Genomic DNA, 19,369 nt, shown 5'->3' with positions numbered 1-19,369 from the left:
GCGTCTTAGATTACGGGGTAGCAGTCTGCGGTAGTTTTTCACCGCAGACTGTCTATACATTTCAGATTCAGATGTTGTTCTGTTTTTCTCTTACAGAGAAATACCGTAAAAAAGTGAGACCGAGTAAAGCTGAACAGATGGAAGCTGAGAAAATTCCAAGTTTTGCTGCATTAATTTGATCAGGGCTATAGGCTAACTCTGAGATAAACAAGGCCATCGTAAAGCCAATGCCAGCCAACATCCCACCCCCCAAAATCATTCCCCAATTCATATTTTCTGGAAGCATGGCTAACCGGAGTCTTACGGATATCCAACTGAACAGCACAATACCTATAGGCTTGCCAAAAACAAAACCCAAAAAGACAGCAAAAGTAATTGGAGAAGTTGCGTTCGTACTGGTTAGTGAAATCCCAGCATTAGAAAAGGCGAATAGTGGTAAGATAATAAACCCGACCCAAGGATGAAGTAACATTTCTAATCGCTCGACCGGTGAAAGCGTTTCACGGGCCGCCGCCGCAGCTGTCCTTAAAGTCTCTCCTTCAATCTTATCTCCGCTCCATTGCTTCATAGGAGATGATGCCACTATTGAGTCCACAATAGTGGAGAGGTGTTGCTTGCTGACCCACTTATTTGTGGGGGTTAATAAGCCTAGAATCACACCAGTAATTGTCGGATGTATACCAGACATGTCGACCGACAACCATATCATTCCTCCAACAAGAGAGAAGAGTACAATACTGCGAACTCCCAAGAAGCTCATACCTCGAACAATAATAAAACCTATCAATGCATAAACCACGGGCCGCCATTCAATGTCATTACCATAACCAATAGCCACAACAAAGATTGCGCCAATATCATCAACTACGGCCATTGATAACATGAATATTCGTAAGCTACTCGGAATACTTCGTCCTAAGAGCGCTAGGCACCCGATTACAAATGCGGTATCCGTCGCCATCACAGTCCCCCAACCATGATGCCCTGGCTCACCAAATTGGATAAATAAATAGAAAAGAGGAGGTAACAACATCCCACCAAGAGCGGCAGCAATGGAAAGTACAGCTAATTTTGGATTACGAAGTTCACCCAACACCAATTCACGCTTAAGTTCTAAGGCAATGAGAAAGAAAAACAAAGTCATTCCAGCATCGTTTATCCATTTGTGTAAAGAACGCTCAAAGACTAAATCACCGAAAGTAATCCCTACCGAAATCTGCCAAAAATGAGCAAACTCTTCACTTAGATTTGAATTGGCAAGTAAAACAGCAAGTACTGCTGAAACAAATAGAACAATGCCTGCTGCGGATTCAATATGTATAAAACGGTTTACTGGTTGAGCAACCCAATCAATGTACTCTTTTGGTAATCGAGTCGGATTAGTTGGTACTATTGGGATTTTTTTACTCATTGTTTTCAACTGTAGGTATTAAGTTACCTTCAATGCTATTGAGAAACCTGAATATGTCACTGTTAGTAGATAAAACAAGCGTTGTATTTTCTGAAATGATAGTTGAGTAAGACTGCATTGTTCGCGTGAACTCATAAAGGTCTCTCGCTTGAGGGCTTTTATTGTAAGCTAACGAATAAATTTCGGCGGCTTTGGCATCAGCTTGTCCGCGAATCTCTTCGACTTCACGATAGGCTTCAGACTGGATTTTATTTAAATCTCTGATGCGGTCACCACGAATCCTCGCTGCTTCCCCATTCCCTTCGGATAAAAAACGTTCCGCGATTTGCCGACGTTCACTAATCATTCGTTCGTAAATTTTAGGGCGAACACTTTCATTGTAATTAATACGTTTGAAGCGAATATCGAGCAATTCAATACCAAATATCTTTATTTTTTCTGACGCAGCAGAGAATATTTCTTGTTCTACTAGTTGACGCCCTTTTTTAATAGGAACAAGGGTGCCAATTTTTAACTCTCCTTCAGTGTCACTTAATAAGGCATCTCGTAACGGTTTTCTGTTTTTGTTAGTACGAATTATTTCGATTAGTTCATGCTTTGCAACAGCATTTCGCGTCTCACTTCCCAAAATATCGTCAAGACGAGATTGTGCACTACGCTCATCTTTGATTCTTAAAAAGTATTGAAGTGGGTCGGTTATTCGCCACCGAGCGAATAAATCAACTGAAATATACAGCTTATCTTTTGTGGGCATATCGGAAGGGTTGCCATCCCACTCCAACACTCTTTTGTCTATAGTGTTAATCTCATGAATGAATGGCATTTTTATCTTTAACCCGGCATCCACAACAGGTTCTCCTATTGGCTTCCCAAACTGAGTAATAATGACCTGTTGTACTTCACTCACGGTGTAAAGTGCGTTGTATATACCAAGAGAGACACATAAAACTAATGCGGTTATGACTCCTATTTTTTTCGGTTTCATTGTGCATCTCCTTGTGTCTTATTGAGATTAAGTAAAGGTAAGATATTGTTTGCTCGCTCATCAATGATAATTTTGGCCCGAATATTCGGTAATACAGCTTGCATGGTTTCTAAGTAGATTCTTCGTTTGGTCACTTCTGGAGCTTTAACGTACTCAAACAATAGTGCATTAAATCGCGCTGTATCCCCCTCGGCTTCATTCACTCTTTTTAAACGATAACCATCAGCCTCTCTGATCCTTTGATCTTTTTCTCCTAAAGCTAAAGGGATAACTTTGTTGTAATCTCGACGAGCTTCATTAATAAGCTTTTCTTTTTCCTGTTGGGCTTGGTTCACTTCGTTAAATGATGCCTGAACAGGTTGAGGAGGGTTGATGTTTTTCAATTGCACTTGGTCAATACTTATTCCTAAGGCATATTTCGTTGAGAGCGCCTGCATTTTTGAAAGCGCTTCATATTCAATTTCTTGTCGGCCTATTGTGATCACTTCATCCACAGTTCTATCCCCGACAACTTCACGCATTACGGACTCAGAAACATATCGAAGCGTTTCACTAGGTTCCCGGACTTCGAACAAAAACTTAATAGGTTCAGAAATTCGATATTGAACCACCCACTCCACAAGGGCAGCATTTAAATCACCAGTGACCATTTGTGTCTCTTGGCGACGATCGTTCACTCTGGGACTTTGGTGAGGATCATTAGCTCCTGGCGTCGTAAAACCAAACTCTTGTTTCAGCTGACGTTTAACTGGAACTATTTTTACCGTGTCAATACCAAGTGGAACCTTGATATGGAGCCCCGCAGGAACATTATTTACATACTTACCAAAGCGTTGTATGACAGCGACAGAATCACTTGGAACGGTATAAAATGTTGACCATAAAATGAGAACTAAAAATAAAATAATAAATGGAGAAAAAAAGCTCGACGGTCCGCCACCGATAAGAATTTTCTTGAAGTGCTGAAGAATAGTATGAAAAGCTTTTTTCAAATGTGGAGGATCTTGCTGACCTCCGCCCCAGGGGTTTCCTGAAGAATTGTTACTTGGGAGCATGAGCATGCCCTCCGGCTATAGGTAAGGAATTTGACCTATGCAAAATTGAATGAGGTAGGTAGCGCTTAATCAACTAGAGTAAATTGTGTGCAGTTTACGATTAGTTACTAAGTGTTGCCTTAGGATAGGGACGGTCTATTTAAACTTCTAATATAATCAGAAATTATTAGCTTGTATGATTTCTAACTATATCTCAGCTCTACAGTAACCCCTAATTACTAGGCTCTTTTTATCACTAGCGTTATGCGACGTGTAGTTATGTGAGAGCATACATCTTTAACTATTAGTATAGGTTATTTATGTCCGCATAAGGACAGATTTGGTAGTTTTTCTACAACGGAACGAGCCTTGTAGAGAAATATGAAACCAGAGGCGTAATAGAACATCTAGCCATTGTTGCTACCGGGGTCAGGTTTATGATGAATGGAAGGTCAACTGAAAGAAAACGTAAAATCTGGCGCAAGTTACATTTAGTCGTAGACACCAGCACAAACGAAAGGGCACATGGAGATCCTCGCATTGCTAGAAGCTCTACGGTTCAAATAGGAAGTGGAAAAAGCGCTATGGTTATGGCAAGTGCTCACTCTCCGAAACAGCCATGTATCAAGTGAAGTAGTTGCTGGGGGAGAAACTAAGCTCAAGAAACTTGCTCAAGTTGGTAAAACCTAGGCCATGATAAAAGTGCTCAACAACCCCGCCTCTCTTACGTAACTTTATGTTCAACACCAGTGTAACACTTAAGACATCAATACTAAAAGAGGTAAGAGAGGTCGTAATTCTTAGTAGAAAAAGTTTGGGTAAATTTGATATAGAGTAGAAGAAACTATTTCAAATGGTTAATTTTTATTAATGTATCGTTCAGCATTTGAAAATAATTTATCGCATAACTTATTTTGAACCATATATTCTTTTGAACCTACTTCCATAGATTCTAGAGTTTCTTTAGCTTCTTGATATTCTTTTACCATCATAGAAAATCGTTCTTCGAAGTTGTTTTTCTGCGTTTTTTTTATCGATTTCTTTCTTACTGGTTTTCTCATATAACTACTTACCTTATAAATCCCAAAGTTTTTTTTCTTCTCGTTCTAACAATATATCTTCAATTTTTTTTCTAATTTTATGAATACTATTATAATTATCATTTGTACTAGAGCTTTTATTTTTTACCACTCTTGAGTTACTCTTAATCGATGGTTTTTTCAAAGGATAGCCTCCTTCTTTGATATGAGTACAAAAATGCCTCCGAAACCTCACGTATGAATCTTTGATTTTCAAGTTCACAAAATGAAAATAGAGGTCAAAGAAGCTGGTATTTTACCTAGTAAGAACATGGTTTTTTAGTACATCATTTTTTACCTATTTTCTGGTAACAGACCAAGAAATACCAATATTATTTTAGATTATTTTTTAGAGTCATCGGGCTGATTATTAAAATTAAACAAAAAAGACCTCGACTAACGAAGAGATCTTTTAAATAATTCTTATACTAAAGTAACGTTGTCAGCTTGTGGGCCTTTGTTACCTTGTTCAACATTAAAAGAAACCTTTTGGCCTTCAGATAATGTTTTGAAACCTTCTTCAACAATTGATCTGAAATGAACGAATAGGTCAGTACCACCGTCATCTGGAGTGATGAATCCAAAACCTTTAGTTTCATTAAACCATTTTACTGATCCAGTTGTTTTATTTGACATAATATATCTCGACACATTGAATTAATAAAAAAGAAAGCTACTAAATAAGGAATGAAGAAAAAGGTATCGCAGGATAGATATGACGAACTTAATCGAATAAAAACTGAGAAGATCTTGAACTAAATGTATTATCAATAGCTCACTGTTTGAGCTTCAGATACTATACACTATGTGTAAATAATAGATATGCATTTCTTGATTAAAATTTTATTATCTATCAAATCAATCACTTACAGGGAGGGGCATAGTGAAAAAATGGTACATCAGATTAAAATCTACGGTATCATTAGAGTAATTATTGCAAACAGATATTCGATACAACAATGAAGCCTGTTTTTAACTTTGAAAGAGGCATAAACAAGTCAACACGATAAAGGAAAAGAATGAATTGAAGAAGTCAATAGAGCTAGTAATTGGTGTACCATCATGCGCTACTTAGCGATAGTCTATCCAACATATGAGCACAAGAATCGAGTATTAAACTAGACTTTATTTGTCTGATTTTAAATGAAATTACAGCAGTTCAACCGATGAGTGGGCGACTATACATTCTTCGTTGGTTAAGTTTCTACTATTATCACACCTGCTAATAGGAAATTGGACAAAAGTACATTGAAGTATGGGCTCTAACGTGCGAGATTTGGATTAGAAAAAGAATCTTGGAACCTTAAACGTTTGCTTTAAATATTTATATGAACTTAAATCCGTGTTTACTTAGATAGCGTTCTATCTTTTTACGGTGTAATTTTAGCGAAGCGTTAACTTGAACACCGGATTAGAGGATACTTAGGGTGAACAACGTGCTTTTTGATTAAAAACAATATGTCGTCAGCTGTAGAGTATCTTGCGACTGAACTCTGTCGAGTGGCATCACTACTTACAATACTTGTCATTTGAACAGTTTGTATGTGGCTCGATAATGAAAACGTTGAGTTCCCCTACCCCTGTGTATATTTGTTGAAAAGAAGAGCGCTGCGATTTGTTTAGTCATAAATCACCTCTCAAGTAGACCATAGGTCTAACTTAGTAAAGTGTCTACTAAACGTGGAGTATTCGGATTTATAACGCCGTGTTAAGTGGTGAGTAGCGCAGGCCACTAGCCTAAAATATTGGGCCGTACACACTAAAGCCAAAGCAAACGAAAAATGCCACACATTGTGAATCGCTCTTAAACAAGTTTGTTAGCATGTTGTTTCCACAACAAACTCACTCACTTGAGAGCGTGTAATGAAACGTACTTTAGTACCTTGAAAATCCTGAACAATTGTTGATGGAACTGTCGTGAACTTTTGGATTCTCGCGAAAACTCTTCTCCCCCAGTTCCTCATTAAATTGCTTAAAGCTCTCCGAACCATGAGCATAAAGAGAACATTCACACTCAGACTCTTCCAAACATCTCAGCAGAAAAAATAAGCTGTTCAGCTAATGTTGAGAGTTTCTTCCATTCGATCAAAGTTGAAGCGATCCAATACGAACCGCTCAGATATGAGAAAAGATAAACGGTCTTTGAGTACATTACGGTTGATTATAATCTGACGAAAAGACAGAGTGCTTAAACCCAGTTGACACTGAACAGCAAAATATCGCTTGATGAAGTGCCCAGTCTGGCTGTAGCAGTTTAGGGGTAAAGTAGGCCATCAATATTAACGCGATACTTATAAGATAAGAAAAAATTATATTCTTCCAATTGTGAGGTACCACTTTGGGTAACAGGACTAAAGTTGTAAACCGAGATAACATGATTTCCTTTATTTGCTTCCAGATAGACACCGACCGCAAGCCCTACTTCATCCATGCTTACTTGTTTTTTCTTACTGTAATCGGGATGTGTCACATCTGTGATCTGATAATCCCCCTTGAGCTTTAAATACCCAAGTCCCAATCCTGTTCCTAACTTTACATTCCATTCATTACGGTTGTGCCGGTTAAAGTGGTAAAAGAGGACCGGTACACCCGATAGAGCGTAGCCCGATATGGATGTTCCCAAATCAATGCCAGTGTCATTCCCACCGACTTCTTGCTTATCAACTTTGAATATACTCCAATCAAATTGTAATTGAACACCAACGTTAGAATCTTTGCTAAAATAGTACTCGTCCGACAGGAGTGATACCGTCGGATAATACTTTATGTCGCTGGTCATGCGGGCAATTGTTTTTTCGTTATCCTTGGACTCTTGAATATCGATACTATTCATTGTGGCTTGTATGCCTATAGCGACTTCAGCGGCCAAGAGTTCGGATGAAAATAAGGAAGCGACAAAGGCAATAATTGACAGAACTGTTTTCAAAAAAAAACCATACTCAGGAATAATAGAAGGAAGGTAACAGCTAGCACTGTAGTGATCAACTAAACTGTAATAGTTCAGACATGATCTGACAGTTACCCACTTTTCGACTCAGTGCCTGTCAAATTACGTCTGTGCTAGATTCTTTTCAGTCCAGATTGATTTCCCATCCTCTAATGTTTCTATTGGCATTCTGCCACAGCACATTTTTCCTTGATAAGTACGATGATTTTTGTAGTCCATCCATTCGTCCAGATCTTTTTGTAACTCCTCCATCGAACCATACAGTTTTTTCTGAACGTTATTTGGACAAAGGCATGTCAGTGACTTTACTAATTTAGCTACCGATGAATAACTTTTGGTATCCCAAAACGCAATCAGGCACCGCTGAATGCAGTGCCTGAGATGCAAGGAAATGGACAAATTCTTTCATTCAGCAAGTGGTCGCACTACCCACTTGCTTGCATTTTGTTGCATTAATTATACATTACTATTTTTTGCCCAACACATCTCAAACTGCTCTTTTCCTGTATGTTCACAGATGCATTTACCGACATCAATGAAACCATGATGAAGATAAAACTGATGTGTTTTTTCATTCTCTGAGTAGACGGTCAACGTTAGTTCACTGTACTTATCCTTTAAATGATTTAGTAACTGTGTCCCAATACCACAAGATTGTGACTCAGGATCCACGAAAATAGCAGGTATGCTCCCTTCGTAATAAGAAACAAAGCCAAGAACATTGCCAGCCGATTCATAAACCCATGATTCACAATTGGGTAGATACATATCACGCATGTTCTTCTTCTGGGAAGACCAGTACTCTTCCGAAATGAAGTTGTGCGCTTTAATTGATGCCGAAAACCAAATAGATACAGCATTATCTAGATCTTCTGAGCGTAATGATCGAATCATATTTTCCTCAATAATTAACGTCTTAGGGAGGCGAGATTGTTTCCTAAGTGATATATATACACGCAGTTAAATGAACCCAACCTCATTGTTTGACGCTTCAATACTCTGTAATGAAGCGAATTACTGTTAATGGCCTTTTTTGTATCGTCGAGATGCGTTCTGGGTACTATTTATTAACTTCCCTAACGCTTTATCTTTAGCTCTTTTTTCTGCCAACGATGATCCGTTCAGAGCTTGCTCTCGCATCAGTTTCTGGTAATTAAGTAGGCGTCGTTCTGACAGGAGTCCACCTTTGATTGCTTGTTGGATCGCACAGCCAGGTTCAGACGTATGCGTACAATCAGAGAAACGGCATTTATCTGCAAATTCAGTTATCTCGCTGAAAGTCTCGTTCACCCCCTGTTCGCAACTACTGAGTTGTAGTTCGCGCATTCCAGGAGTGTCCATAAGAATCCCCCCTTGAGGAAGAACTTTTAATGATCTGTGAGTAGTGGTATGCCTTCCTTTACTATCTTCTTCCCTAATTTCTCCTGTCTGCTGAGACTCATAACCGATTAAGGCGTTAACCAGAGTCGATTTTCCTACTCCAGACGAACCTAAGAACGCCAGAGTACTACCGTCATAGCAGTAGCTTTCAAGCTGCTTGATATCGTGGTTATCCAACGCATTTATGGCGTAAACGACAAGCATTGGATCGAGTTCTTGAACCTGTAGTCGTTTGATATCAGTGTCTTCACATAAATCAGCTTTAGTAAGGATGACAACAGGCTCAACCATAGCTTCTCGTGCGATGGCTAAATACCGCTCTATTCTGTTAAGGCTAAAATCATGATTGAGAGAGCAGACAATCATGACGGTATCAATATTGGCAGCTATGAGCTGTGCTGACACTTTTGAGCCTGGAGCTTTTCGTTTGAATATCGACTGTCGTTCCAGGCTTCGGCATATTCTCAATGCGTCATCAAATAGTACCCAATCGCCTACGCAGACTCTTTTTTCAAAAGGCATAGGGCTTAGACTTGATTGCCCCTTCGGGGACACTACTACAATGCGGTCTCTGTGCTGTTCAACAACCCTACCAATGGTTAGGTTGCTTAACTCTTCCAGGTTTACTTGCTGCTGAAAAAAAGACTTCCACCCAAGCTGTTGAAGTGTAGGAGCTAAGTTGTTCATATTGCTGTCTCATCAAAACGTTCAGGACATAATAGTTGAACGACAACCGACTTGATTGAACATTTCCGACAGATTACGTAGAGCTAACACCGCCATAAACATCAATAGTTAAACCACGCTCTTTTTCGTATGTTTTAGGTGTTAAGCCAATTTGTTTCTTTAAGTAGCGGATGAGGTGAGGTTGATCGCTGAAACCAAATCGAAATGCAATCTCGACCCAATCGATATCATCTGAATCGCGTTGGTGAAGGTACTCCAGCATAGCCTCAAGCTTATTCATAGACTGACACTGTTTTAGCGTTAAACCTGTCACCCTGTTGAAGCTTCTTTCTAATGTACGCTGCGAGCAGTATAGTTGGTTACCCAGTTTAGAAATTGATCCTGAGTCCAACGCTTGAAGGGCTTTGCGTGTAATATGGCTATGTTGATCCTCATGACTGTTCAAAGCCAACGGCAAAAACAGACTATCCAATTTTTTACAACATAGATCTGGATTAGTTCGTGCCAATTCAATCAGTTTCACCTCTCCCTCAAATAGATCGGTAAACAGTGTACTTAGCTGTACTTCTTCCACGCAATCAAGTAGCGGCCGTTGATCTGAGAATAGTTTCAGTGAATAGAAAGCTCCAATATGAAACTTGACTCCAAGGTGGACAAAAGGTTTTGAATGATCGAGTTGAAGTGTCTGATTATGGGGAAACAACCAGTGGCTCCCTTTACCAATTGCCGCGCCAGGGTTCATATCGTAGTGGTAGGCCTGTTTGGCGGGAGAAATGATCAGGTGAGCGGATGGGTCAGGGTTTAATTTCGGGTAATCGAAACTCTTGGCATCGGGACGCTTTTCAATTAGCCAATAACACTCTATGTATTTTGCAATTTCGGGTATCTTTGAAGGCCTTAGCCAGTGGATCATAATACTCTCAATCAGTTCGCGGCATCTACTATCACTATATGCCAGGTTAGCATTTTCACAAATAAGCCCTGACCAGATTGGGGCAAGGGCTTATCCATTAACTGTCTATTGGTGGTCAAATTCCATCTGGATAATGCGGTTTAAAGGCTCTAGTCCTGCTCGGTGAATCGCTTTTTGAGCACCCAAGTTACCACTTTCAGTTGAACAGACAGGAATTAAACCACGTTCATTGGCTAAGCTTACTAAACGGTTTAGTACACAAGTGGCAATCCCCTGACCTCGTTCTGACTCGGCTACAATCATCCCTAAGTCTGCATATTTAGTTTGATGCTCATCAAATAGGCGACACTCACCCGTGGCTAATAACCTACCGTCCTTCCAATACCCCCAAAGCTCTTCTCGTTTAATTAGATTACCGAAGTACTCAGACAACCATTGTGCTGGAGCACCAATATTACTAACCGCAAATTCAACGAACTCATCCAGTTGCTCCTGACTTGCGAGCGTTAAATCTAAACCTGTTGCGCTTTCAGAAATAAATGGAGCAACTTGCTGATACATTAACGCATTTACTTTAAATGAAGAGGAGTTATCTAAGCAAAGCGATAGATAGTGAGGTTCGGCTGTACTCACAAATGCACCTTTAATGGAACCGACTACTGAGCTGTTTTGCTCTGCAATCAAGGTAAACAGCTCTCTCGCCTGAATGTGGGCTGCCCGTGACAAATAGAACTGCAACATATAGCCATCACCGTTAATGCAGCAGAATCCAACTAAAGTATCGTCCTCATAAAATCCGTAATGAGAGGACATAGGAACAAAACCAAAGTGCCACATACCATCAAGTGGCGCTGTCGATTGTTCGAAATACTGTTTTTTTAGTTCATTAATTACTTCTAGTGTTTCGATTGGTTTGATTTCTAGCATGGCTATTTTTTCCTAACTACGGATGTAGTGTTATTACGAATGAAGGAACTACATCAGAGATGAAGTGCCGCTTTCTATGCCGAAAATAGTAGGTGATGGGTGATTTAAAAGATTGAACAAAAACGACAGTTACTAGTAGGTAAACCGATTTCCAAAATCTTGCTTATCGATGAATACCGTAGCTATATAGTTATGCAAATTTAAGGAAGATGTGTTTTGTTGCGCAACGAAAGAAATTGGGAGTTCCCGTGCAGCGCCGTTCTGGTGTCTGCCATAACTTCACATATTGCAAACTCCGCAACGTAACTCGTTGCTGAGTAATCGCACTAAGGCGGAATGGGGCAAAGGTGTGTTTGCGAAGCTCTGCACCCGTACGTCTTTGGACTGAACCTTGTCAGGTATATTACTAAAGTAGGATATAGCTGATTGGCTGAAACATGGAAAAGTAACGCCACATTAAGGTGTGAGCAACGCAATACCGATGCCGCCGCATACCACCTTAAAAACTAAAACCAACGCATAGTGAAAATGCCACGCGCTGCAAATCACTCTTGAACAGTTTATTAGTTGCAATTTTTACCCACTTCAGCTGAACAAGTGATATCGATCGTAGGGCTCAACATAAGACAAACATGACAATGCTTTTCCACCGCTTCTTGAGCTGCTCGCAAAATGTCAGACTCCTTAAAACCACTGCCATTTACTGTAAAGTGTAAGTTTGCCGATTTATATAAACGAGGTTCTGATTCCGTTAGGGAGAAAGTAACCGTATTTTCTAGGCCTTTAACTTCAAAACCTTGATCTTGCAGTAACAAGACGACATCCGTAGCACTGCATGAACCTAAAGCCGACAATAGAACTTCCGTTGGGCAAGGGGCTTTCTCAGTTGTAGCGTCAACATTAAACGTAAATCCGTCTTCAGTTGACACTTTAAAACGACAATCACCATCCCACTTTACATTAATACTCATACTTCCCTACTTTTTGATGTCACTATTGTTGATTACACTTAACGCCCAATTAAGGTGTAAAGTACGCGACCACGGTACTTCATTTTACCACCGTAAACACTTAGCTAAACCCAAACCAAAAATGCCAAGCGTGCTGAATCACTCTTAAATTGTTTGTTAGTTTGAGTGCCAAAGTGACACAGAGATTGCTTATTGCACGCTTTAAGACCATAATACGCATGTGACATTTTGACACAATAGGAGATAACATTATGGCTACTACTTTGCCTCGCATCACCGCTAGAGTTGATGTCGATACACAAGACTTACTGACTAAGGCTACCGCGATAGCCGGCATGTCTAGCATCAACTCGTTTGTTCTAAGCGCTGCAATCGAAAAAGCTAAACAAGTCATCGAACGTGAGCAGGCTTTTAAACTGAGCCAAGCAGATGCGATGTTGCTCATGGAAGCTTTAGACCGTCCTGAAACACAGAACTCAAAACTAAAAGCTGCTGCTGATCGATACGAGAGCAAGATTCAATGATGAATACGGTACTTCTAGATAAAGCTAAACACGATAGAAACCGATTCAACTGTGGCATCGAAGCTCTCAATAATTACTTAAAAGTAATGGCGAGTCAGCAAGCAAAGAAGGACAACACCAGAACGTTTGTTTTGGAAGATGATAACGACAACTCACATGTCATAGGCTTTTACACGCTTACAATGACGCCAATTGAATTAAAGGCATTGCCCGATAAGTTACAAAAAAAGCACCAATCATCCACCTCTGGTGGTCTGGTTGCCCGTCTTGCTGTCGATGACCGATACAAAGGGAAAGGCTTTGGTGAGTGGCTGCTTATCGACGCACTCAGAAAGCTATTAGCCGCTAGTGATAGCGTTGCATTTCCAGTTGTTATCGTTGATGCCAAAGATGGAGCAAAACATTTCTATGAACGCTATGGTTTTCAAGCATTTCAAGATGCTGAAAACAAACTCTTCATCACCATTGCAGATGTGAGAGCAAGCTTAGGCTAGTTAACCGCTAGCCTTTAGCAAACTAACGCCGCATTAAGTGGTGAACAACGCCACCACCAGACCTAAAGCATTGTGCCATAAATACTAAACTCACTGGAAGTGAAGGCGCCGAGCGTTGTGAATCACTCTTAAATTTATTGTTATATGCCATTTCACACGCCTAGCTTTTCAGTTAGTTCGGCGAAAGCTATTTCAATACTTTTACCTGCCGTGTCTATTTTGATTACATCGGCTTTCCAAGCTTCATAATGACGGTTCTGCACTTGTTTCCAGTCAGGTAATTTTAGGTTTGTTACTTCACTTCTACGAGTGATGACTCTTTGTTCGTGTTCACTGCTATCTGAGCAACTAATTTCAATATTGATGAATTTAGCCCCCACACTTTCTGCGACTTCCTGCCATTCGCGTCGCGTAAGCTCGATAGGATTACAAGAGTCTGAGATACAGCTAATCCCAAGCTCTAAATTGTCTCTGATTATACGATAGCTTAAACGATACCCTTCACCTTCAACTTTGAAGTTACAAAGATCTCGAAGCCCTTGCTCTACTGTATCAATGCGAACATACGTAGCACCCACTTTAACCGCCAACAGCTTAGCAAGAGTCGATTTACCTGAAGCTGGGAGACCCGAAAATATGTATAAAATAGGATAATTCAATTGACCTCCGTTCCTTGCATATAACGCTCTGTTAAGGTGTGAGGCACGCAATACCTAAGCCCTCCGCATACCACCTTAAACGCTAAACCTAACGCATAGCAAAAATGCCACGCGTGCCGAATCACTCTTGAACAACTTGTTATGTTTAATGTTTATGGCGTTTCATAAGTGCTTGTGCATCTTTTTTTATATGGCTGGTATTTTCTCGCACTTTATCCAGAAGCTGATTAACACTATCCATTTTGTGTATGGAGTCATTATTACCATACCCACTTCTATTTGCCTTCGCGTAACTCAAATTGTAATAGGCAGTCTGCATTAATTTTGTATGCGCTTTACTGTCAAAATTTATTTCAGGGAAGTGTAACCCTACATACATTTCAACTCTCTGTACTGCAGTTTGAAGCCGATCTAGGACCTCTTGAAACTGACTACTATCTTTGCTTTGAGCAAACATAGTATTGAATAGCTCGAAAGCACACTTTCATATTCACCTATAGCTTCATAAAACTCTTCTATTTTATTGATCATATGGTCTTTTCTAGCTCTACGCGATGTAAACCACTGATTTAGTAACAGAACTGAAAAGGCTACAAAGGCAGATAATACGATCGAAAATAATTGCGCTTTTTGAGCAGGTTGAGAGAAAACGGTTGTAAACCAATGAATCATAAACTTTCCTTTTAAACATAACGCCCAATTAAGGGGTGAACAACGCTACCACCCATACTTAAAGCATTGTGCCATAAACACTAAATTTGAAGTAGAAGCAAAAATGCCAAGCGTTGTGAATCCCTCTTAAATTGCTTGTTATGTGCGAAGTTTCGCTGTGTGATAATCTAGTTTATAAAGCACTGGAGACATTTGCATTTGCTTTACTTCAATACCTTTCCGTTCACAGATGTCTATTACCTTATCCGCATCATCTTTGGCTATCTTTGTGCCGAGAATTACATATTTAGGCTTGGGAACCTGATAACCCATCTCTTTCTGCAACATTCCATTACTGAAGACTAAACGCCATTCTTTTTCATATGACCACTCTTGGCTTTTTACAAGAGCAGCTTGATTTATGTACAAAATATTATTGATAGTTTTTTCTTGAGAAAATATACCTGAAGCATCGAACATATTTTCTGAATAGATGGCGGGATAAAGCATTCTTGTCCGTAAATCATCATTACCCAAAGCGCTGAAATCATAGGCTATACAAAAGCCTTTATGGTAATCAGCGTAATGAGACCACATAAGAATTGATGTAGGATCTTCCGAGAAGCAACACACTTTAAAGGCTTGCTTCATGTTTTCAGAAAGTTCTGAAATCATGCCTAGCCCGCGCTTTTTTAATGTAGCAGCTAAAGCATCACCTATTGTTTTGCCAAACTCCGGACGGTCAGGATAACTGAGTTCCATGAGCTTAGTCATGGGGTTGTCAGTATTTAAAATAGCATCAATTGACTCTTGATCTTCCTTAGATAGGATTCCTGCTTCAAAAGCCATATCTAAAATTAATGTTGGATCATATGGGTCTAACTCATCTTTTTTCTTAAACGAGCAATCATATGGATCATTGAAATTTCTAGGGTCTGATAACCAGACGCTATCTTCCTCTAGGTTTTTGAGCGAGTACTCATCTACTGATCGATATTTATAGAGAAACTTAGGCAAATTCTCGAACTTTAAGCGAATAGCCTTATCTATTTTTTCGACTGACGTTTCTTTTGAAAACACCAACTCTTTGTATTCTTGAAACCACTGCACTATAAACTTCCCTCCAAGCACATAACGCCGCATTAAGGTGTGAGCAGCGCTTGGTTATACTTGAGCGAAGCGAAAGCGCCAAGCGTTGCGAATCACTCTTAAATGCTTTGTTATACCCGTACTCAAGGTAACTGCTTGATCGCAACGACTAAGGCTGCAATACCTACAACTAAGCCTGATAGTCCAAGCCAATGAGTCTTAAACCATACCCTAACTGGATAAGCCAACTTGCTAGCCGCTAAAAACCCTGAATCAGTAAACACAAAACTCATACCATCTCTCTTGATGTAGCCCAGTTCATCCATCCTCATAACATAAGCTGCATAGTTAACTTTTGGTATAGATCTTTGCCTATCAACTACTTCAGGCACTTGAACTTCCATGTCACGATCAAAGGCATGAAACTTATATCTGTTTAGATCAAGTACCCCATCATTCTCTTGTTCAACGATACGATGATAGAGGGTAAGCATCGCTTTTTTCAGGACTTTTTCACTAACCACATACGATTTCAATACCAACTCCTTTCAAGGGTATAACGCCCTGTTAAGGGGTGAGCAACGCAATACCAAAGCCGCCGCATACCACCTTAAACACTAAAACCAACGCATAGTAAAAATGCCACGCGTTGCGAATCCCTCTTGAGCAGTTTGTTAGTCGCGAGGCACCGAGCGACAATTTTAAGCCGAACTAAACTTTGTGAACAACAAACTTTATGTGCTTTGATGCATTTAAGTCAGGCGTAGTCTCAAAGCAGCTACTCAATGAAACCACTTGGAACAAACAACGCCGTAGAAAACAGGCTGACAACCCCCAAAAGCGCTTTTGGAAGGCCAATCTCACAGTGCGGACTTTCAACAAAGTCACTGAAACCACGTGGAACTTACCACACCAGAGAAAACGCCTTTTCAGCGAGTAGATCAGCTTTTGAACCAACAAACTCACAGAGCAGAGTTGCAACCAAAAACAGACTCTCGATTGCCCTGTTCTGTCAGCACCAAAGAACAAAACAACCGCTAGGACAATTGCAAAGCTTTGGACTTAAAACCGCTGAAAATGAGTTTGGACCAACAACGATGAACCTGAGAACCGAACAACAAGCAGCCAAATTTTGAGCTTAGAAACATGATTTTGACAGCTAGCTTTTTCTGGCGACTAACGCGCAGTTAAGGTGTGAGAGACGCAGATCCACCCTAACCTAAAATAAACTCTGATAAATCCGTGCCTATTTGGGCACTAAAACCCCAATGCGTTTCGAATCGCCTTGAACGTCTTGTTATTCCGCAACTAAAGTCGGCTATGTTTACGCCTAATCTTTTGATATGACGAGAAATTTTCGGTATGCAGGCAAAAATCGAAGCCGAAGTATTTGGCAGCTCACTACCTTAAATCGCTTTAGCGTCACTCTTTAATTGCTGCGCCATATTAAGGTGCGCTTAAAGCGCTTTAAGGCTAGCATGGAAAAGACCAATATTCGCCCTTTTCGCCGCTTTTCCACCCTATTACCCCGCCACTTTCACTCTTAGGCTACAACCACGTACATACAGCCTGAGAGATCCGTTGCGGAAATAACGCCCAATTAAGGGGTGAACAACGCCTACACACAAACCTAAAGCATTGTGCCATAAACACTAAATTTGAAGTAGAAGCAAAAGTGCCAAGCGTTGTGAATCCCTCTTAAATTGCTTGTTAGGTGCGTTCTAAAGTGTTGGATATACGATTTTTTCGTTTTTATTTCTGTGTTCGTCAGACCAGCCAAGTTTCAACTTGTGCTTTCTTGGTGTTTGCATATGTACAGCTGCCAATAACTCAATGGATGCATGCGTTTCGAGCGACTCATAAGGAAGTTTGCTCTGCAACTCAGATTCTGGAACTAGTTCGTTGCCGTCTGGGAATTCTACCGTTACATTTTTGGCTTCGGCATTTCCTTTGTTCCAAATTTTCAACCGATACTTATGATTCCCCAACTTAATGATCGATGCACCTAAATCGGCTTTGCGATCATCGATAACTTCTTCGGTTTCCTTAGCTAAAAGCAATTTATTAAGCTTATTCTGAGTTTCAACTAGAGAGTCTTGTCTCCTGTTAAATTGAATCATTCGCCATGTTGCGTACCCAGAAAGCCCCAAGGCCACAAGTGCGATACCGTCACCAAAGTCCATACAGCTAATGCCCCTATCTAATTTTTATATTCTTGTTTCCTTTGAATGCATTTTTAAGCATTTTTTTCATTTCAGCTTCAATTTGCTTTTGTGCTTCTTTAGCAATCTCGTTTTGAGTTTCTGCGATTAATTCAGAATTTTCTGCGACAAGATCTGCACGAGTCAACTGGCGTTCACACTGAGTACAAGTAACAAGCCCGTTTTCATCATGTTCATCAAAATTGAAGTCTTTACAACCACAAGTTGGACACAACATACTAATTTTTCGATCAAGATTATTGAGTTTCATTTTACCTCCTAAGCACCTAACGCCGCATTAAGGTGTGAGCGACGCTTGGCTATACTTGAGCGAAGCGAAACTGCCAAGCGTTGCGAATCACTCTTAAATGCTTTGTTAGGCGTATTTATTGATACGCTATTGTAAAATTAAAGGCACCTTCTTTTTTCAACACTACATCATCGTCACTGAGCTCAACCATGTTAGGTATTTTTGATGTATCTAGTAAGTCACCAAAAACTTTCTCAAAGCATTCAGCTTTCAAGTTGTTAGACTTAGAATTCTTGCCTAAGATTTTTGCAACAAAAGCTGTCGAAAAATTACCAAACATATCAGCAGCCTGAATCAAAAAGGAATTTTCATCACTCAAGACCCGTATTGCTGTCCGTTCAATCTTTGGTGCGTGCGGAAATTGTTTAGCCGAATACGCATTAAAGGATGCGAATATTGGTGTATCTTTTGAAATCTCGTTGTCATTTACAATAAGTTTACTTGAGTCAATTCTTGATAAAATTGAATCTCGGTCAACATCGATACGAGTAAGAATTACATCTGGGTATTGAGGAAACCTTCTTGAATAAGTAAACATGGGTTGGGCCAATTTTTCTGCGGCTTCTACAAAGCCGCCATCTTCAATACCTGCTTCATTAAATGATTTGGATATAACCGATGAGCAAAAGCATTTAAAATCATTTTTCCAAGCTTCATCCGATAATGTACAACATATAAATGAGTTTTGATCTTTATCAATAACACTTCTAATCAACTGAAGGAATTCTTTGTAAAAGTCAGTTTTTTTCCTTTTAAACTCTTTAGCATGAAAACTTTTTAGCTTGCTTTTCTCAAGGAGAATTTGAGCTTTGTCATTAAATTCTTGGAGGTATTGCTCATCAAAGGACAAAAACGTCCACCCTTCTGACTTCCCATTCATTGTCCCAATATCATCAATACCGGTAACTAACTTAATCAAACTCTCCTCCTTTAATAAATCTTAAAAACAAAGGCGTTTATACACAGCCATAATCGAACATCAATGCGCCTAACGCCTTGTTAAGGTATGAGGCACGCAATACCTAAGCATCCGCATACCACCATAACCACTAAAACTAACGCATAGTAAAAATGCCACGCGTGCCGAATCACTCTTGAACAATTTGT

General features: G+C 39.9%; 21 protein-coding genes and 2 pseudogenes. 4 read left to right on the top strand and 19 right to left on the bottom strand.

The window, feature by feature from the left end; genetic code table 11:
- Positions 1-67: 67 nt before the first annotated feature.
- Genes nhaA through hflK form a run of 3 tightly spaced genes read right to left on the bottom strand, consistent with a single transcriptional unit; the run spans position 68 to position 3,451 of the window.
- Positions 68-1,411, bottom strand: coding sequence for a Na+/H+ antiporter NhaA (gene nhaA, locus IJ23_RS03390; RefSeq protein WP_025553174.1), 1,344 nt, complete (start codon positions 1,409-1,411; stop codon positions 68-70).
- A complete protein-coding gene (gene hflC, locus IJ23_RS03385; RefSeq protein ID WP_005379003.1) occupies positions 1,404-2,396 on the bottom strand; it encodes a protease modulator HflC in 993 nt (330 codons plus the stop codon). Before hflC ends, nhaA begins: the two co-directional genes overlap by 8 nt.
- Positions 2,393-3,451 carry an FtsH protease activity modulator HflK gene (hflK, locus tag IJ23_RS03380; protein ID WP_033905383.1) on the bottom strand — a complete coding sequence of 353 codons (1,059 nt, stop codon included), beginning with the start codon at positions 3,449-3,451 and terminating at the stop codon, positions 2,393-2,395. The genes hflC and hflK overlap by 4 nt, the downstream gene beginning before the upstream one ends.
- 356 nt (positions 3,452-3,807) lie before the next feature.
- Between hflK and IJ23_RS25525 the strand changes: the two are divergent.
- Positions 3,808-4,120 (top strand): annotated as a pseudogene (locus IJ23_RS25525) (hypothetical protein); the annotation flags it as partial.
- Positions 4,121-4,287: 167 nt separating this feature from the next.
- Here IJ23_RS25525 and IJ23_RS03375 read toward each other — a convergent pair.
- The 10 genes and pseudogenes from IJ23_RS03375 to IJ23_RS03340 form a co-directional block, all read right to left on the bottom strand.
- Positions 4,288-4,491, bottom strand: a complete 204-nt coding sequence (locus IJ23_RS03375; RefSeq protein WP_033905382.1) for a hypothetical protein — start codon at positions 4,489-4,491, stop codon at positions 4,288-4,290.
- 13 nt (positions 4,492-4,504) lie between these two features.
- Positions 4,505-4,654: a hypothetical protein gene (locus IJ23_RS25360; RefSeq protein ID WP_170894072.1), complete on the bottom strand. Its 150-nt coding sequence runs from the start codon at positions 4,652-4,654 to the stop codon at positions 4,505-4,507.
- Positions 4,655-4,932: 278 nt separating this feature from the next.
- Positions 4,933-5,145: a transcription antiterminator/RNA stability regulator CspE gene (gene cspE, locus IJ23_RS03370; protein ID WP_033905381.1), complete on the bottom strand. Its 213-nt coding sequence runs from the start codon at positions 5,143-5,145 to the stop codon at positions 4,933-4,935.
- 1,618 nt (positions 5,146-6,763) lie between these two features.
- Positions 6,764-7,435 (bottom strand): hypothetical protein, encoded by a 672-nt coding sequence (locus tag IJ23_RS03365; protein WP_033905380.1) that lies wholly within the window; start codon positions 7,433-7,435, stop codon positions 6,764-6,766.
- Positions 7,436-7,558: 123 nt separating this feature from the next.
- A pseudogene (locus IJ23_RS24700) lies at positions 7,559-7,729 on the bottom strand (IS481 family transposase); the annotation flags it as partial.
- 183 nt (positions 7,730-7,912) lie between these two features.
- Complete coding sequence (locus tag IJ23_RS03360; RefSeq protein ID WP_033905379.1) at positions 7,913-8,350, bottom strand: N-acetyltransferase; 438 nt, start codon at positions 8,348-8,350, stop codon at positions 7,913-7,915.
- Between the two features lie 126 nt (positions 8,351-8,476).
- Positions 8,477-9,523, bottom strand: a complete 1,047-nt coding sequence (gene rsgA / locus IJ23_RS03355) for a ribosome small subunit-dependent GTPase A (RefSeq protein WP_033905377.1) — start codon at positions 9,521-9,523, stop codon at positions 8,477-8,479.
- A gap of 73 nt (positions 9,524-9,596) precedes the next feature.
- Positions 9,597-10,436: a helix-turn-helix domain-containing protein gene (locus IJ23_RS03350; RefSeq protein WP_033905376.1), complete on the bottom strand. Its 840-nt coding sequence runs from the start codon at positions 10,434-10,436 to the stop codon at positions 9,597-9,599.
- A gap of 105 nt (positions 10,437-10,541) precedes the next feature.
- Entirely contained in the window at positions 10,542-11,363 is an 822-nt protein-coding gene (locus tag IJ23_RS03345) for a GNAT family N-acetyltransferase (protein WP_033905375.1), read from the bottom strand.
- A gap of 563 nt (positions 11,364-11,926) precedes the next feature.
- Complete coding sequence (locus IJ23_RS03340) at positions 11,927-12,334, bottom strand: OsmC family protein (RefSeq protein WP_033905374.1); 408 nt, start codon at positions 12,332-12,334, stop codon at positions 11,927-11,929.
- 251 nt (positions 12,335-12,585) lie between these two features.
- Between IJ23_RS03340 and IJ23_RS03335 the strand changes: the two genes are divergently transcribed.
- Both IJ23_RS03335 and IJ23_RS03330 read left to right on the top strand, forming a co-directional pair.
- Positions 12,586-12,858, top strand: coding sequence for a type II toxin-antitoxin system TacA family antitoxin (locus tag IJ23_RS03335; protein WP_033905373.1), 273 nt, complete (start codon positions 12,586-12,588; stop codon positions 12,856-12,858).
- The gene (locus tag IJ23_RS03330) at positions 12,855-13,352 is read left to right on the top strand and encodes a GNAT family N-acetyltransferase (RefSeq protein ID WP_033905372.1); all 498 of its coding nucleotides are present in this window, start codon (positions 12,855-12,857) and stop codon (positions 13,350-13,352) included. Before IJ23_RS03335 ends, IJ23_RS03330 begins: the two co-directional genes overlap by 4 nt.
- A 152-nt stretch (positions 13,353-13,504) precedes the next feature.
- Here IJ23_RS03330 and IJ23_RS03325 read toward each other — a convergent pair whose 3' ends face one another.
- From IJ23_RS03325 to IJ23_RS03305, 3 genes are all read right to left on the bottom strand, one after another.
- Entirely contained in the window at positions 13,505-14,011 is a 507-nt protein-coding gene (locus IJ23_RS03325; protein WP_033905371.1) for an AAA family ATPase, read from the bottom strand.
- A gap of 810 nt (positions 14,012-14,821) precedes the next feature.
- Positions 14,822-15,772 carry a DUF2971 domain-containing protein gene (locus IJ23_RS03310; protein WP_033905368.1) on the bottom strand — a complete coding sequence of 317 codons (951 nt, stop codon included), beginning with the start codon at positions 15,770-15,772 and terminating at the stop codon, positions 14,822-14,824.
- Between the two features lie 122 nt (positions 15,773-15,894).
- Positions 15,895-16,287 (bottom strand): hypothetical protein, encoded by a 393-nt coding sequence (locus IJ23_RS03305; RefSeq protein ID WP_200877243.1) that lies wholly within the window; start codon positions 16,285-16,287, stop codon positions 15,895-15,897.
- A gap of 249 nt (positions 16,288-16,536) precedes the next feature.
- Between IJ23_RS03305 and IJ23_RS25355 the strand changes: the two genes are divergently transcribed.
- Positions 16,537-16,887 carry a hypothetical protein gene (locus IJ23_RS25355; RefSeq protein ID WP_033905367.1) on the top strand — a complete coding sequence of 117 codons (351 nt, stop codon included), beginning with the start codon at positions 16,537-16,539 and terminating at the stop codon, positions 16,885-16,887.
- A 585-nt stretch (positions 16,888-17,472) separates the two neighbouring features.
- Here IJ23_RS25355 and IJ23_RS03295 read toward each other — a convergent pair.
- From IJ23_RS03295 to IJ23_RS03285, 3 genes are all read right to left on the bottom strand, one after another.
- On the bottom strand, positions 17,473-17,934 hold the full coding sequence (locus IJ23_RS03295) for a hypothetical protein (protein WP_033905366.1): 462 nt from the start codon (positions 17,932-17,934) through the stop codon (positions 17,473-17,475).
- Between the two features lie 13 nt (positions 17,935-17,947).
- Positions 17,948-18,223: an ECs_2282 family putative zinc-binding protein gene (locus IJ23_RS03290; protein ID WP_033905365.1), complete on the bottom strand. Its 276-nt coding sequence runs from the start codon at positions 18,221-18,223 to the stop codon at positions 17,948-17,950.
- Positions 18,224-18,338: 115 nt separating this feature from the next.
- Positions 18,339-19,181 carry a hypothetical protein gene (locus IJ23_RS03285; RefSeq protein ID WP_033905364.1) on the bottom strand — a complete coding sequence of 281 codons (843 nt, stop codon included), beginning with the start codon at positions 19,179-19,181 and terminating at the stop codon, positions 18,339-18,341.
- Positions 19,182-19,369: the final 188 nt, after the last annotated feature.

This window comes from Vibrio sp. OY15 (assembly GCF_000742455.1).
GTDB classification, from domain to species: domain Bacteria; phylum Pseudomonadota; class Gammaproteobacteria; order Enterobacterales; family Vibrionaceae; genus Vibrio; species Vibrio alginolyticus.
This window is presented reverse-complemented; position numbering and strand designations above follow the sequence as displayed.

What these genes read in the sequence shown, in the direction of transcription:
- IJ23_RS03340 (WP_033905374.1), bottom strand. Translation starts at nt 12,334, where the DNA reads ATGAGTATTAATGTAAAGTGGGATGGTGATTGTCGTTTTAAAGTGTCA.
- IJ23_RS03360 (WP_033905379.1), bottom strand. Translation starts at nt 8,350, where the DNA reads ATGATTCGATCATTACGCTCAGAAGATCTAGATAATGCTGTATCTATT.
- nhaA (WP_025553174.1), bottom strand. Translation starts at nt 1,411, where the DNA reads ATGAGTAAAAAAATCCCAATAGTACCAACTAATCCGACTCGATTACCA.
- IJ23_RS03290 (WP_033905365.1), bottom strand. Translation starts at nt 18,223, where the DNA reads ATGAAACTCAATAATCTTGATCGAAAAATTAGTATGTTGTGTCCAACT.
- IJ23_RS03350 (WP_033905376.1), bottom strand. Translation starts at nt 10,436, where the DNA reads ATGATCCACTGGCTAAGGCCTTCAAAGATACCCGAAATTGCAAAATAC.
- hflC (WP_005379003.1), bottom strand. Translation starts at nt 2,396, where the DNA reads ATGAAACCGAAAAAAATAGGAGTCATAACCGCATTAGTTTTATGTGTC.
- IJ23_RS03330 (WP_033905372.1), top strand. Translation starts at nt 12,855, where the DNA reads ATGATGAATACGGTACTTCTAGATAAAGCTAAACACGATAGAAACCGA.
- IJ23_RS03345 (WP_033905375.1), bottom strand. Translation starts at nt 11,363, where the DNA reads ATGCTAGAAATCAAACCAATCGAAACACTAGAAGTAATTAATGAACTA.
- hflK (WP_033905383.1), bottom strand. Translation starts at nt 3,451, where the DNA reads ATGCTCCCAAGTAACAATTCTTCAGGAAACCCCTGGGGCGGAGGTCAG.
- rsgA (WP_033905377.1), bottom strand. Translation starts at nt 9,523, where the DNA reads ATGAACAACTTAGCTCCTACACTTCAACAGCTTGGGTGGAAGTCTTTT.
- IJ23_RS03295 (WP_033905366.1), bottom strand. Translation starts at nt 17,934, where the DNA reads ATGGACTTTGGTGACGGTATCGCACTTGTGGCCTTGGGGCTTTCTGGG.
- IJ23_RS25355 (WP_033905367.1), top strand. Translation starts at nt 16,537, where the DNA reads ATGAAACCACTTGGAACAAACAACGCCGTAGAAAACAGGCTGACAACC.
- cspE (WP_033905381.1), bottom strand. Translation starts at nt 5,145, where the DNA reads ATGTCAAATAAAACAACTGGATCAGTAAAATGGTTTAATGAAACTAAA.
- IJ23_RS03375 (WP_033905382.1), bottom strand. Translation starts at nt 4,491, where the DNA reads ATGAGAAAACCAGTAAGAAAGAAATCGATAAAAAAAACGCAGAAAAAC.
- IJ23_RS03335 (WP_033905373.1), top strand. Translation starts at nt 12,586, where the DNA reads ATGGCTACTACTTTGCCTCGCATCACCGCTAGAGTTGATGTCGATACA.